Source organism: Pseudomonas sp. AP19 (genome assembly GCF_001728855.1).
GTDB classification, from domain to species: Bacteria; Pseudomonadota; Gammaproteobacteria; order Pseudomonadales; family Pseudomonadaceae; genus Aquipseudomonas; species Aquipseudomonas fluorescens.
The window spans coordinates 1-14,152 of sequence record NZ_LXJP01000090.1 but is presented as its reverse complement, the minus strand read 5'-3'; the positions used below and the strand labels follow the sequence as shown (position 1 = coordinate 14,152).

At 62.4% G+C, this 14,152-nt stretch carries 12 protein-coding genes; 6 read left to right on the top strand and 6 right to left on the bottom strand.

Annotated elements, in window-relative coordinates:
* Nucleotides 1-296: 296 nt before the first annotated feature.
* Both A7D21_RS32475 and A7D21_RS32470 read right to left on the bottom strand, forming a co-directional pair.
* The gene (locus A7D21_RS32475) at nucleotides 297-1,091 is read right to left on the bottom strand and encodes a class II aldolase/adducin family protein (protein WP_053255589.1); all 795 of its coding nucleotides are present in this window, start codon (nucleotides 1,089-1,091) and stop codon (nucleotides 297-299) included.
* Between the two features lie 116 nt (nucleotides 1,092-1,207).
* Nucleotides 1,208-2,113 carry a LysR family transcriptional regulator gene (locus tag A7D21_RS32470; protein ID WP_053255588.1) on the bottom strand — a complete coding sequence of 302 codons (906 nt, stop codon included), beginning with the start codon at nucleotides 2,111-2,113 and terminating at the stop codon, nucleotides 1,208-1,210.
* A 211-nt stretch (nucleotides 2,114-2,324) separates the two neighbouring features.
* Between A7D21_RS32470 and A7D21_RS32465 the strand changes: the two genes are divergently transcribed.
* The 6 genes from A7D21_RS32465 to A7D21_RS32440 all read left to right on the top strand — a co-directional run bounded on the left by A7D21_RS32465 (nucleotide 2,325) and on the right by A7D21_RS32440 (nucleotide 9,203).
* Nucleotides 2,325-2,936: a cysteine dioxygenase gene (locus A7D21_RS32465; protein ID WP_053255587.1), complete on the top strand. Its 612-nt coding sequence runs from the start codon at nucleotides 2,325-2,327 to the stop codon at nucleotides 2,934-2,936.
* Nucleotides 2,933-4,516, top strand: coding sequence for a rhodanese homology domain-containing protein (locus A7D21_RS32460; RefSeq protein WP_053255586.1), 1,584 nt, complete (start codon nucleotides 2,933-2,935; stop codon nucleotides 4,514-4,516). The genes A7D21_RS32465 and A7D21_RS32460 overlap by 4 nt, the downstream gene beginning before the upstream one ends.
* Nucleotides 4,517-4,630: 114 nt before the next feature.
* Complete coding sequence (locus tag A7D21_RS32455) at nucleotides 4,631-5,605, top strand: ABC transporter substrate-binding protein (RefSeq protein WP_053255585.1); 975 nt, start codon at nucleotides 4,631-4,633, stop codon at nucleotides 5,603-5,605.
* 12 nt (nucleotides 5,606-5,617) lie between these two features.
* Nucleotides 5,618-6,973 carry an LLM class flavin-dependent oxidoreductase gene (locus A7D21_RS32450; protein ID WP_069553696.1) on the top strand — a complete coding sequence of 452 codons (1,356 nt, stop codon included), beginning with the start codon at nucleotides 5,618-5,620 and terminating at the stop codon, nucleotides 6,971-6,973.
* A gap of 105 nt (nucleotides 6,974-7,078) precedes the next feature.
* Nucleotides 7,079-8,242, top strand: coding sequence for an acyl-CoA dehydrogenase family protein (locus tag A7D21_RS32445; RefSeq protein ID WP_069553695.1), 1,164 nt, complete (start codon nucleotides 7,079-7,081; stop codon nucleotides 8,240-8,242).
* Nucleotides 8,243-8,255: 13 nt separating this feature from the next.
* The gene (locus A7D21_RS32440; protein WP_069553694.1) at nucleotides 8,256-9,203 is read left to right on the top strand and encodes a D-isomer specific 2-hydroxyacid dehydrogenase family protein; all 948 of its coding nucleotides are present in this window, start codon (nucleotides 8,256-8,258) and stop codon (nucleotides 9,201-9,203) included.
* A gap of 131 nt (nucleotides 9,204-9,334) precedes the next feature.
* On the opposite strand, the gene A7D21_RS32435 is transcribed toward A7D21_RS32440, so the two are convergent.
* The 4 genes from A7D21_RS32435 to A7D21_RS32420 all read right to left on the bottom strand — a co-directional run bounded on the left by A7D21_RS32435 (nucleotide 9,335) and on the right by A7D21_RS32420 (nucleotide 13,489).
* Nucleotides 9,335-10,222, bottom strand: coding sequence for a LysR family transcriptional regulator (locus A7D21_RS32435; RefSeq protein WP_069553693.1), 888 nt, complete (start codon nucleotides 10,220-10,222; stop codon nucleotides 9,335-9,337).
* A gap of 198 nt (nucleotides 10,223-10,420) precedes the next feature.
* Nucleotides 10,421-11,038: an isochorismate family cysteine hydrolase YcaC gene (gene ycaC / locus A7D21_RS32430; RefSeq protein WP_069553692.1), complete on the bottom strand. Its 618-nt coding sequence runs from the start codon at nucleotides 11,036-11,038 to the stop codon at nucleotides 10,421-10,423.
* 25 nt (nucleotides 11,039-11,063) lie between these two features.
* On the bottom strand, nucleotides 11,064-12,902 hold the full coding sequence (locus tag A7D21_RS32425) for an amidohydrolase (protein ID WP_069553691.1): 1,839 nt from the start codon (nucleotides 12,900-12,902) through the stop codon (nucleotides 11,064-11,066).
* Complete coding sequence (locus tag A7D21_RS32420) at nucleotides 12,899-13,489, bottom strand: antibiotic biosynthesis monooxygenase (protein ID WP_053255578.1); 591 nt, start codon at nucleotides 13,487-13,489, stop codon at nucleotides 12,899-12,901. Before A7D21_RS32420 ends, A7D21_RS32425 begins: the two co-directional genes overlap by 4 nt.
* Nucleotides 13,490-14,152: the final 663 nt, after the last annotated feature.

Sequence of the window (14,152 nt, the reverse complement as noted above, 5' to 3'; positions counted from 1 at the left end):
CCCTGCGTTTTACCCAGGCAAGCGTGCCAGTTCTTCTGCGCAATAGTCACCCAACCATTGCCCCGCCTTGGTCAACGACACACTGCCAGGGTGAGTGGCGGTGATGTCATAGAGCGGCGCATGCCCGATTCGATGCGCGCCTGCACCGTGCACAACCCTGATTGGCAACACAGATCAACTGTGGGAGCGGGCTTGCTCGCGAAAGCGGTGGGTCAGTCGATATCTCCGTTGACTGACACTGCGCATTCGCGAGCAAGCCCGCTCCCCCATTTTTTAGTCATTCAGTGATTTCAAACTCAGTTTTTGTAATCGGTATCGGTGCGTTCCAATTGCCGAATCAATGCATTCCAATGGCGTGCCACGCCCGGCCCTTCGCCATTGCTGAACACCTTGGCCTGCTCTTCGACCTTGGCCACCACGTCTGCCGGCGGGAAGATCAATTGAGCATTGCCGCCCGCCTGCGCCGCAATCTGGATGGTGCAGGCGCGCTCCAACCCTTGCAGCTGCTGGAACGCATGTTCCACGCTGACGCCAGCCGTCAACAGCCCATGGTTACGCAAGATCATCACACTCTTGTCACCCAAATCCGCCACCAGCCGCTCACGCTCATCCAGGTCCAGGGCCACGCCCTCATAGCCGTGATAGGCGACTCGCCCGGAGAACGCGATGGCATGTTGGGAGATCGGCAACAGCCCGTCCTTTTGCGCCGACACCGCAATACCATCACGGGTGTGAGTGTGCAGCACCGCTTGCAGGTCGTGGCGGGCACCGTGAATAGCGCTATGGATCACATACCCGGCGTAATTGATGCCCAGGCCGGTGGGGTCATCGACCAGGGTACCGTCGAGGTCGACCTTGACCAGGTTGGAGGCGCTGATTTCATCGAACAATAGCCCGAAGGCGTTGATCAGAAAATGCTCCTGCGGCCCCGGTACACGCGCGGAGAAGTGCGTATAGATGTGGTCGGTCCACTTGTACAACGCCGCCAGTCGATAGGCCGCGGCCAGTTTGACGCGCACCTCCCACTCTTCTGGCGTGACGCGCTGGCGAACGTTGCTGGAAACGCTGGAGATCGGGGTGACGCTGCTCATGGCAAAACTTCCTGGATGGCCTTAAGGACTTCCAGTCAGCCTATGGGATGGCAAAAAATAATAAAAAGCACATTTTAATCTAAGCTAATTATTATTTTTTTTCATAACCTTAATGCTCAGGCCGCGTCCCGCAGCTTGTGCAACGACGCCGCCACCCACTGGCCAAACGCATCCACCGGGCCTTGCAGGTTGCCCAGGAAATGCGGGTAGATCAGCCACAAATCCAGCACCGGCTTGAAGTCCTTGAGCGGCATCACCGCCAGTTGCTCGCGATGGGCGCTGCGCTCCAACAGCGGGCGTGGCACCAGGCCCAGCCCCAGGCCGTCCGCTACCAGCCCCAATTGCAGCTCGGTGCCGAAGGTTTCCAGGTTGACTCGCAATGCCAAGCCTTGATCGGACAACGTGCGCTGCAAACCGGCACGGAAACCGCAGCCATCCGGGTTGAGAATCCAGCCATTCTGGTACACGTCCGCCAACTTGCACGGCTTCTTCGGTAACTGTGCCTGGGCACACACCACCACCAGCTCCATCTTGCCGATGGACTCACCAACAATGTTGTCCGGGAATATCTTGCCGGCCGGGAACAAGGCCGCCGCCGCATCCAGCTCGCCGCGCTCGATCTTGCCCACCAACTGGCTGCCCCAGCCGGTGGCGACCTGGGCGCGCAGGTCCGGGTATTCGGTACGCAACTGCTTGAGCGCATCCAACAGCACCGCATCGCCGATGGTCTGCGGCACACCCAGGCGCAGCACACCGGTAGGCGGCGCGTCCGTGGCTACCAGCTCACGCAGGGCATCCATCTCACGCAGGATCAAACGGCATTGCTCGTAGACCCGGGTGCCGATCAGCGTCGGCTTGAGGGGTTTGGTATTGCGGTCGAACAGCTCCACACCCAGCGCCTGCTCGAAGTTCTGCACACGGCGGGTGATAGCCGGCTGGGTCAGCTGCAACGACTCGGCTGCATGGCTGATGGACTGGCAACGAATCACTTCGACAAAGGCATCGATATCGTCAATTTTCATTTGGGCCGCACATAGAGAACAGTCATTAAGATGTGTGCCAAGCATAGTTGCCGCCACGCTGCCTGGATAGCCCAGGCTGGAATCAATAACGTCTAACGCTATTCAGACCGGTTCTAAATTACCTTCAGCTATAAGCTAATCATTAAAAAATAGCATATTAAATACAAACATTATGCTTATATAAAACCATCAACCGCACGATGGAACTGCCATGACCCAGGCCCCGCACCCCGAGAGACTCAGAGCCTTTATAGGCGCCCTGGCGGAATTGATCGACGGCAACCCACGCGAAGGCGACCTGTTGCACCGTGGCGGCAAGTTACTGGCGCAACTGGTCAGCCACGATGACTGGCTGCCCGACGAATACGCCCAACCCGACCCGCAGCGCTACCAGCAATTTTTGCTGCATGCTGACTCACGCCAGCGTTTCAGCATTGTCAGTTTTGTGTGGGGGCCGGGGCAAAGCACACCGATTCATGACCATCGGGTGTGGGGGCTGATTGGCATGTTGCGTGGCGCGGAGTTTTCCCAGGGGTTCGAACGCGCACCCGACGGCAGCCTGGTGGCCGAAGGCAAGCCTGTTCAGTTGCTGCCGGGCCAGGTCGAGGCGGTGTCGCCCAAGGTGGGGGATATTCATCAGGTCAGTAATGCCCACCGCGACCAGGTGTCCATCAGCATCCATGTGTACGGCGCCAATATCGGTGCCGTGCGCCGCGCGGTGTACCAGCCCGACGGCAGCGAGAAACTGTTTATCTCCGGTTATTCCAACGCCTACCTCCCGAACATCTGGGATGTGTCCAAAGAAAAGAGCCCTGCCCTATGACCACCGTATCGACCCGCAGCTTTGCCCAGATTCGCCAGGCCTTGTTGGACCGTGAGGAAGTCGCTCTGCTCGACGTGCGTGAAGAGGCGCCGTTTGCCGAGTCTCACCCGCTGTTCGCGGCGAACATCCCGCTGTCCAAGCTGGAACTGGAGGTGTATTCGCGAATTCCGCGCCGTGACACCCAGGTCACCGTCTACGACAACGGCGAGGGGCTGGCGCAGCGTGCCGCTGAGCGCCTGGTTGCGCTGGGCTACACCCAGGTCAGCCAGTTGGCAGGTGGGCTCGACGGTTGGCGGCGTGCCGGTGGCGAACTGTTTATCGACGTCAACGTGCCCAGCAAGGCCTTTGGCGAACTGGTCGAAAGCGAACGGCATACGCCGTCCCTGGCGGCTGAACAGGTGCAGGCCTTGCTCGACAGCCAGGCCGATGTGGTGGTGCTCGACGCGCGCCGTTTCGACGAATACCAGACCATGAGCATCCCCACCGGCATCAGCGTGCCCGGTGCCGAACTGGTGTTGCGCGCCCGTGAACTGGCGCCGGACCCGGCCACGCATATCATCGTCAACTGCGCCGGGCGTACCCGCAGCATCATCGGCACCCAGTCGCTGATCAATGCCGGCATCGCCAACCCGGTGTCGGCCTTGCGCAACGGCACCATCGGCTGGACCTTGGCCGGGCAGACACTCGCCCATGGCCAGTCGCGCCGCTTTGCCCCAACGTCAGAAGAACACCGCCGGATCGCCGCCCAGGACGCGCGTCGCGTTGCCGACACAGCCCGCGTCGGCCGCGCCACGCTGGCAGATCTGCAACGCTGGCAGCAGGAACCGACGCGCACCACCTACCTGTTTGATGTGCGCACCCCGGAAGAATTCGAAGCCGGCCACTTGCCCGGCGCGCGCTCCACGCCGGGGGGCCAACTGGTCCAGGAAACCGATCACGTCGCCAGCGTACGCGGTGCGCGGCTGGTGCTGGCGGATGACGATGGCGTGCGGGCCAATATGTCGGCGTCCTGGCTGGCCCAGCTTGGCTGGGAAGTGCATGTGCTGGACGCGCTGCAACCGGCGCATTTCAGTCAACACGGTGCCTGGGTTGCCCCGGTGCCCGCGCCGCCCCAAGCCGAACTCATCAGCCCACACACCCTCGCTGACTGGCTGGGACATGGCGACACGGTCGTGTTGGACTTCACCGCCAGCGCCAACTATGTGAAGCGTCATATCCCGGGGGCCTGGTGGGTGCTGCGCGCGCAGTTGCCCGAGGCCCTGGCCAAGGTGCCGACTGCCCAACGTTACGTGCTGACCTGCGGCAGCAGCCAATTGGCGCGCCTGGCAGTGCCCGAGGTCGAAGCCATTACCGGCAAGCAGGTGTTCCTGCTGCAAGACGGCACGGCCGGCTGGATCAACGCGCAACTGCCGCTGCAAGCCGGTGAAACCCACCTGGCCTCACCACGCATCGACCGTTACCGCCGCCCATACGAAGGCACCGACAACCCCAAGGAAGCCATGCAGGCGTACCTGGATTGGGAGTTCGGCCTGGTCGACCAACTGGCCCGCGACGCCACCCACGGCTTCCATGTGATCTGACCCCACCACTGACGCTACAGCTGCACCGCGAGCGGTGCAGCGCCCCAGGACATCCGACCCCTTCTCCAGGCGGAGGTATCCGTACCCTTTCAACAAACGCCTGGAGTTTGTCCCATGCTGTTCTCCACACCGTTCAAACGCCTTCTGCTGGGCGCCGCCCTCGCCCTCGGCCTGGTCACCACCGCCCACGCCGCCGACCTGCAACCGCTGCGGGTGGCCAATCAGAAATCCACGATCAAGGCGCTGCTGGAAGCTTCCGGCGAAACCAAAAACGTCCCGTACGAAATCAAGTGGGCGGAGTTCCCGTCCGCCTCGCCGTTGGGCGAAGCCTTGAATGCCGGCGCCGTCGATATCGGTGCCTTGGGCGATGCACCGTATGTGTTCGCCCTGGGTGCAGGGGCATCGCTCAAGGTGGTCAGCATCATCCACGCCGAAGGGCGCAACACCACGGCCCTGCTGGTGCCCAAGGACTCACCGATCAAGACCGTGGCCGACCTCAAGGGTAAAAAAATCGTCACCGGGCGCGGCTCCATCGGCCATTACCTGGCGATCAAGGCCCTGGCCAGCGCTGGCCTGACCACCCAGGACGTGCAGTTCATTTTCCTGCTGCCCAGCGAATCGCGCCTGGTGCTGGATAACGGTACGGTCGACGCCTGGGCCACATGGGACCCCTACACCACCGTGGTCACCTCACAGAGCCAGGCCCGCGTGTTGATCAGTGGCAATCAGCTGCTGAGCAATCACCTGTATTTCGCCGCCACCCGCCAGGCCATCGCTGAAAAACGCACGCAACTGGATGACTTTGTCGCCCGCGTCGATCGCGCTTACGCATGGGCCAACACGCACCCCGATGAATACGCCGCCGCCCAGGCCAGGATCACCGGCCTGCCGTTAGCCGTGCACGTGGAGGTGGCCAAAGACACCCATCTGTCCCCCGTGCTGATCGACGACGCGGTCATCCGCGGCCTTCAAGCCACAGCCGACACCTATCAAAAAGAAGGCCTGCTGCCCAACCACATCGATGTGTCGCAGGGCTTCGACAAGCGCTTTAACGCCGAGCGTGTCCCCCATTCCCAAGCATCGCGCTAACAGGAGCAGCACATGAGCAAGCCAGGTCAATTGAAGCCACGCCATTTGAAACTGGGCGCCATGGTCCACGGTGTCGGTCACGGCTGGGGCGAATGGCGCCATCCACAGGCGCAAGCCAATGCCAGTACTCACTTTGGCTTCTACAAGCAGCAGACTGAACTGGCCGAAAGCGCCAAATTCGACTTCGTGTTTATCGCCGACAGCCTGCACATTCACGCCAAATCCAGCCCGCACTACCTCAACCGGTTCGAGCCGCTGACGATCCTCTCGGCCCTCGCCGCATTGACCACGCATATCGGCCTGGTGGCGACGGTGACGGTGAGCTACACCGAGCCTTACCAGGTGGCGCGCCAATTTGCCTCCCTGGACCATATCAGCGGCGGCCGCGCCGGGTGGAACGTGGTGACCTCCTGGCTGAGCGGCACCGCCGATAACTTCGGCAAAGCCGAGCACCCGCCACACGCCGTGCGCTACCGCATCGCCAAGGAACACCTGAACGTGGTCCAGGGCCTGTGGGATTCCTGGGAAGACGACGCCTTTACCTACGACAAACAGAGCGGCGAGTTTTTCACCCCGCACAAGCTGCATGCCCTGAATCACAAAGGCGAGTTTTTTTCGGTGAAAGGCCCGCTGAACATCGCCCGCTCGCGCCAGGGCCAGCCGGTGGTTTTCCAGGCGGGCACCTCGGAAGATGGGCGTAACTTTGCCGCCGAACATGCTGATGCGATTTTTGTGCACGTCGAGAATATCGACGAGGCCAAGGCCTACACCGCCGACTTGAAACGCCGCGCCAAGGGCTTTGGCCGTGACCCCGACAGCCTGTCGATCCTGCCCGGTATCCGCCCGATTGTCGGGCGCGATGCTGCGCAGGTGGAACGTCGCTATCAGCAGGCCGTGGACCTGGTGACCATAGAAGACGCCATTGTGGCGCTGGGCCGCCCCTTCAACGACCACGACTTCAGCCAATACCCGCTGGATGAAGCGTTCCCGGAGCTCGGCGACCTGGGCGCCAACAGTCAGAAAGGCGGCTCCGACCGCATCAAGCAATGGGCCAGGGACGAAGGCCTGACATTACGCGAAGTGGCCCTGCGTTTTTCGCGGCCCAATCGCGATTTTGTCGGCACGGCGGAGCAAGTCGCCGACGCGATCCAGACCTGGTTTGAAACCGGCGCCAGTGACGGTTTCATCATCAACTCGGTGTTGCCGGATGGCTTGCAGTTCTTCACCGAATGGGTGGTGCCGGTGCTGCAACAGCGCGGGCTGTTTCGCACTGAGTACAGCGGCCACACCTTGCGCGACAACCTCGGGCTGCGAGTCCCGGTCAATCGTTACAGCGTGGCTGAAGCGCCCCTCAAGGCCCTGGCTTGAACGAGGTGGCTGGCGCCCGATCACCGCGTGTCGGGCAGCCCATGCAGGGGCTCAACCAGCGCCCTTGCGAACCCGCCCGCCCCCCATTTGACTGAGTACAGACTCATGACGCAACCGTCGTTACGCTCCGTGGAAGTCGCCAACTTCGAAGCCCTGCTCGAACGCCTCAGCGCTGAATTGGCCAGCAACGCGCATGTCTATGATGAGAGCGGCGCCTTCCCCCATGACAACTTCAAGCGCTTGCATGCGCATGGATTGGTCGCCTTCACCGTGCCCAAAGCCCTGGGTGGAGGCGGCGCCAACCTGCCCCAGGCACGCCAAGCCATCAGCGCGATTGCCAAGGGCGAGCCCTCTACGGCACTTATCCTGGTGATGCAGTACCTGCAGCACACACGCCTGCAAGACAGCAAAACCTGGCCCCGCCACCTGCGGGTGCGCGTCGCCGAAGACGCGGTGCGCAACGGTGCGTTGATCAACGCCCTGCGCGTCGAACCCGACCTCGGCACCCCGGCCCGTGGCGGCCTGCCGGCGACCACGGCGGTGCGCACCGCCGAGGGCTGGCGCATCAGCGGGCGCAAAATCTACTCCACCGGCAGCCATGGCCTGAGCTGGTTCAGCGTGTGGGCGCGCAGTGACGACAGCGACCCGTTGGTCGGTGCCTGGCTGGTGCCCAAAAACAGCCCGGGCGTGAGCATCGTCGACACCTGGGACCACCTGGGCATGCGGGCGACCTGCAGCCATGAAGTGGTGCTCGATAACGTATTAGTGCCGCTGGACCACGCCGTCAGTGTGAGCCCTTGGAGCGCGCCGCAGCCGGAACTCGATGCCGATGGGTTCCTGTGGATGTCGGTGTTGCTGTCGTCGGTGTATGACGCGGTGGCCCAGGCCGCGCGGGACTGGCTGGTGAATTGGCTGGAACACCGCAAGCCATCCAATCTCGGCGCCGCGCTGTCGAGCTTGCCGCGTTTTCAAGAAACGGTCGGCCATATCGACACCCTGCTGTTTGCCAATCGCAGCCTGCTTGATGCGGCCGCCGAAGGTCACACGCCTGCCGCCAATGCCGCGCAGCTTAAATACCTGGTGACCGGCAATGCGATTCGCGCCGTGGAGCTGGCCATTGAAGCCTCGGGCAACCCTGGCCTGTCGCGCCACAGCCCGCTGCAACGTCACTACCGCGACGTACTGTGCAGTCGCGTGCATACGCCACAAAACGACGCCGTGCTGCAAGGCGTCGGCAAAGCGGCCTTCGCCCAACGTGCCCCCCTCTGAAGAAGGAACGCTCATGAGTCAGGTGATTATCGCCAGCCAACTGGACGAAGATTATAACGATGTGATTCGCGAACGCCTCGCGACGATCCACCCGCAGGCCCAAGTGATCGGCGTGCCCGCCGGCGTGCCGAGTGACCTGCCGCCCCAGGCCAATATCCTGCTGCTGCGCCCGATCAATGTGCGCGGCTACACCGCACCGGACACCCCACCGCCCGGCTGGCCCTATGGCGCGCAGTGGGTGCACCTGGTGTCATCGGGCATCGATTTTTACCCGCAGTGGCTGTTCAACGGCCCACCGGTCAGCACCTCCCGGGGCAGCGCCGCCGATAACCTCGCCGAATTCGCCCTGGCGACGCTCTTTGCCGCGTCCAAGCATTTGCCGGACATCTGGGTGAAGGACGCCCAGTGGCATTTCACCGCACTGCGCCCGCTCAAGGGCACCACCCTGGGCCTGCTCGGCTTTGGTGCCATCGGCGAAGCCCTCGCGCACAAGGCCCTGGCCCTTGGGATCAACGTGGTCGCACTGCGCCAACGCGCGGCGCCCATTGAGCTGGAAGGTGTAGAAACCGCGCGGGATATCCACGACCTGTTCGCCCGCGCAGACCACCTGGTACTGGCCGCGCCACTCACCGAGGCCACTCGGCATATCGTTAACCGTGATGTGCTGGGCAGCGCCAAGCCGGGGCTGCACCTGATCAACATTGCGCGCGGTGGCCTGCTGGACCAGGAGGCGTTGCTGGAAGCGCTGGACAACGGCCGGATCGGCCTAGCCTCGCTGGACGTGACCGAGCCGGAACCGTTGCCGGACGGGCACCTGCTGTATACCCATCCGCGTGTGCGCTTGTCGCCCCATACCTCAGCCATTTCGACCAACAGCAGGCAGGAAATTGCCGAGACGTTCCTGGCGAATCTTGAGCGCTATGTAAGCGGTTCAGCGCTGGCCAACGTGGTCGATCGCTGAGCCGAACGCTGACCAGAATGTGGCAGCGGCTGGCTCGCGACAGCGGCGTATCAGCCGACCCATAGAGTCACTGACCCAGCGCTTTCGGGAGCAAGCCCCCTCCCACAGGGGGGCTGTGTTGTGTCAGTTGCTCAGCAGCCGCCGGCCAGGCGTTCGCGCAGAAACTCGACCAGGGCCTGCACCGGTCTGGAGCTTTGCCGGTGCTGTGGGTAAACCGCAGACAAGGTCAGCGCCTCGGGGGCGAAGTCTTCCAAGACCGTGACCAGGCGCCCGTCCTGCAACGCATCGGCGACGATAAACGTCGGCAGGTACGTGACGCCCAGGCCGGCAATGGCCGTGTCGCGCAGTAGCTCGCCGTTATTGACGCGCATCCGCCCGCTGACATTTACCGACTGCACTTTGCCCTTGCTCAGGAATCGCCATTGCACCTGGCGGCCATGGCCGTAGGGCAGGCAGTCGTGGTCGCCCAAATCGTCGGGTTTGAGCGGCGTGCCGCGCTGGGCCAGGTACTCGGGACTGGCGCAATACACCCGCTCGACACTGCCGATACGCCGCGCGATCAGCGTCGAATCTTCCAGCGTGCCAATACGCAGCACCAAGTCATAGCCTTCGCCGATCAAGTCCACGGGGCGGTCGCTCAGGTCGACTTCCACCGACACGTGCGGGTGGCGCTGCAGGAACAACGGCAACAGGCAACCAAGATGAGCCATGGCAAACGACAACGGCGCGCTGAGGCGAAGGGTGCCGCGTGGTTCGCTGTTCTGGCCAGCGATGCCCTGCTCCACCTGCTCGACTTCGCCGAGCAGGCGCAAGGCCGATTCGTAGTAACTCTGGCCCAGCGGCGTCACGTCCAGACGCCGCGTGGAACGGTTGAGCAACCGCACACCGAGGCGGTCTTCCAACTGGATCAGACGGCGACTGACAAACTGCTTGGACAGGCCCAGTTGCTCGGCGGCGGCGGTGAAACTGCCGGACTCCATGACCTGGCAAAACAGGCGCATGTCTTCGAAGGGGTTCATTGTCGCTTCTCGGTGGACATTTTGCGGTTTTATAGCCTGTCAGCAGCCCCACCACAAACCTAATGTGGGCACACCCACCCATGTGCGAGGGGGCTTGCTCCCGATCGCGGTCTGTCAGTCACCGTTGAGGTGGCTAAAACACCGCTATCGGGAGCAAGCCCCCTCCCACAGGGTTTTACCTGAATGCCTGAGCGCAGGTTACTTGGCGGTAAACGCCGAGTAGCTGTTCATCAGGTTGCGGTAGTTGGGAATACGCGGCGACAGCAGGTTGGCCAGGCCTTCCATGTCGTTGCGCCAGTCGACTTGCAGCTCGCAGGCCACCGAGAACCAGTTCACCAGGTGTGCACCCGCCGCGCTCATGCGTGCCCACGACGCACGTTGCACGGCTTCGTTGAACGTACCGGAGGCGTCGGTCACCACGAACACTTCAAAACCTTCAGCCAGCGCGGAAAGGGTCGGGAATGTCACGCAGACGTCAGTTACCACGCCGGCAATGATCAGTTGCTTGCGGCCGGTGGTTTTGACGGCCTTGACGAAGTCTTCGTTGTCCCACGCGTTGATCTGGCCAGGACGCGGGATGTACGGGGCGTCCGGGAACAGTTCTTTCAGCTCGGGCACCAGCGGGCCGTTGGGGCCGGTTTCAAAGCTGGTGGTGAGGATGGTCGGCAGCTTGAAGAACTTGGCCACATCGGCCAGGGCCAGCACGTTGTTCTTAAATTCGTTGGGCGAGAAATCCTGCACCAGCGAGATCAAGCCGGTCTGGTGGTCCACCAACAGCACCACAGCGTCGTCTTTGTTCAAGCGTGTGTAAGTCATGGGTAGCTCCTTTGGGGGTTGATTGTCAGAAGGCAAAACACGAGCAGCCAAACGCGCCCCAGAAACCCTGGAAGTCGCTGACCGGCACGCTGGAAAGCCGCGCTTTTTCATGGCCATGGGCATGCACGCCACACGGGCCGCTGCATTGATGGACTTGGGCTTGCAGCGGTGAGCCGGGGCGCCAGTGCCCCGGCACCTTGACCACCGGCGACCAGTCCGGCAGCACCGGCACCGACGGCGGTGCGAAATCTTCGAAGTCACCGGCGCCGTACACCACCTTGCCGCCGACCACAGTCAGCACCGACTCGATCCATTTGATGGCTTCTTCATCGACGCTGAAAAAGTCCGCCGACAGCGCGGCGACGTCGGCCAATTGGCCAACCTTGATCTGGCCTTTCTTGCCCTGCTCCGATGAGAACCAGGCACTGCCGTGGGTGAACAGCTCCAACGCGGTGAGGCGCGACAGGCCTTCGGCGTGCAATTCAAGGCCGCCGACGGTGCGGCCGCTGACCATCCAGTACAACGAGGTCCACGGGTTGTAGCTCGACACCCGCGTGGCATCGGTGCCCGCCCCGACCGGCACGCCTTCGGCCAACATGCGCTTGATCGGCGGCGTGGCTTCGGCGGCCTTGGCGCCGTAACGCTCGACGAAGTATTCGCCCTGGAACGCCATACGGTCCTGGATCGCAATACCGCCGCCCAGGGCGCGCACGCGTTCAATATTTTGCGCAGTGATGGTTTCGGCGTGGTCAAAGAACCACGGCAGGCCGTTGAACGGGATGTCACGATTGACCTTCTCGAACACGTCAAGCATGCGCGAGATGGACTCGTTGTAAGTGGCGTGCAGACGGAATGGCCAGCGCTGCTCGACCAAGTGGCGCACCACCGGCTCCAGCTCTTGTTCCATGGTCAGCGGCAGGTCGGGGCGCGGCTCAAGGAAGTCTTCGAAGTCGGCCGCCGAAAACACCAGCATCTCGCCGGCGCCGTTGTGGCGCAGGTAGTCATCGCCCTGATGCAGGGTGACGCTGCCGGTCCAGTGTTTGAAATCGCTGAGTTCTTCCTTGGGTTTCTGGGTGAACAGGTTGTAAGCGATACGCACCGTCAACTGCTCATCCTTGGCCAGTTGTTCGATCACCGCGTAGTCATCGGGATAGTTCTGGAAACCACCACCGGCATCGATAGCACTGGTGAGCCCCAACCGATTGAGTTCACGCATGAACTGGCGGGTGGAGTTGACCTGATATTCCAGAGGCAGTTTCGGCCCCTTGGCCAGGGTTGCATACAGGATCATCGCGTTAGGCCGCGCCACCAGCATGCCGGTGGGGTTGCCGTTGCTGTCGCGCACGATCTCGCCACCGGGCGGGTTCGGCGTGTCCTTGGTGTAGCCGGCCACACGCAACGCCGCGCGGTTGAGCAAGGCGCGGTCGTACAGGTGCAGCACGAACACCGGCGTATCCGGCGCGGCCTGGTTCAGCTCTTCCAGGGTCGGCATGCGCTTTTCGGCAAACTGGAATTCGTTCCAGCCGCCGACCACACGTACCCATTGCGGCGTTGGTGTGCGATCAGCCTGGTCCTTGAGCATGCGCAGCGCATCGGCCAGGGACGGCACGCCTTCCCAGCGCAGCTCAAGGTTGTAGTTCAGGCCGCCACGGATGAGGTGCAGGTGCGAGTCGTTGAGGCCGGGAATCACGGTGCGGCCCTTGAGGTCGATCACCTGCGTACCGCTGCCACGCAAGGCCATGGCCTCACCGTCGGTGCCGACCGCCACAAAGCGGCCCTGGTGGATGGCGACGGCCGTTGCGCGTGGGTTTTCACGGTCCACGGTGTGGAACTGGCCATTGAACAGAATCAGATCGGCGTTCATAGGGTTTCCTTTACAGAGGCTTCAAGCCAGGGAGCGAACAGACGGGTAGCCGCCGGCATCAGCAGGTAAACCACCAGCAGCACGATGGTCAGGGTGACGAGGAAGGTGGCAACCACGTAGTTGGAAAGGAACGGATGCAGGCGCAACACCGGGCCCCAGATGATCGGCACCAGCAGCGTCAGCGGCAGGATGACAAACAAGGTCACCACCGCCTGCTTCCAGCGCGGTGGTTTGGCGGCGCTGTCGGCCAGCGGCGCAAACCAGAATTCGTTGACGGCACCGATTTCGGTGTTGTCGCCGTCGGCGAGCAGGGGCGTGGCTTCGTCGATCAGGGCCTTGCGTTCCGGGGAGTCGAGCCAGCGCTCAAGTGCCTCGGTGGAGCGGTAGCGCAGTACGCAGGTAAACAGCGCCAGGCGGTTTTGTTTGCTGCGTACCACGTCGACACCGAGGTGACCTGGGCGCTCACCGGCGATACGCACGATGCGCCGTAGCCAGGCTTCGTAGTCGGCTTCACGACCGGGTTTGATCAGGTGTTTGACGACCAGGGTGACGACTTCGTCGGGGCTGGTTTTGGGTGTTGGGTCCATGGCGTTGATTCCCCCCTGGAGAGTTGAGCGATGGAGGGAGTTTGGGGGGCTTCGGGGGTTTGGAATTGGATGTATGTGCTGTTTGGCGTGGCGGCCTCTGGGCCGACCAGGCTGGTGGTTGTATGGGGTACATCTCCGTTGCTGCGGTAACGGCGGCTTAGGGTTCCGCTCTTACAGCGGGTCACTTTGGAAAAGCCCCAACGCAACCAAAGGGCTCTTGCCCCACCACTCGGCACCTCGCTTAGGCTCGGCGGGCTCTCACTCCGGCCAGCGTGGTTAACGGGGCGCCTAAGATCAAGATCAAAGTCAAAAGTAGAGCACGGCGGCCTGACAGCCGACCTCAGTGATTAGATCAAAAGCACAAGCGAAGCGGTGTGTCAGTTGATGGAGTGGGTGAATGGCGCACCGCATTCGCGAGCAAGCCCGCTCCCACATTTGGAACTGGGTACATCAGGTAAAGGGTGGGCTGCTCTTCAGACTTTACTGCGCCAATCTGGGAGCTGGCATGGGGTCTGCTGCGGGGTATGCCTGATGTATCGAGGTGCCTGTATCGCGGGCAAGCCCGCTCCCACAGAAAAGCAGAGCACTGCGGTGCCGGCAGTTAAACTCGGTCAACATTGTGGAAGCGGGCTTGCTCGCGAATGCGCTGGGTCAGTTACAAAT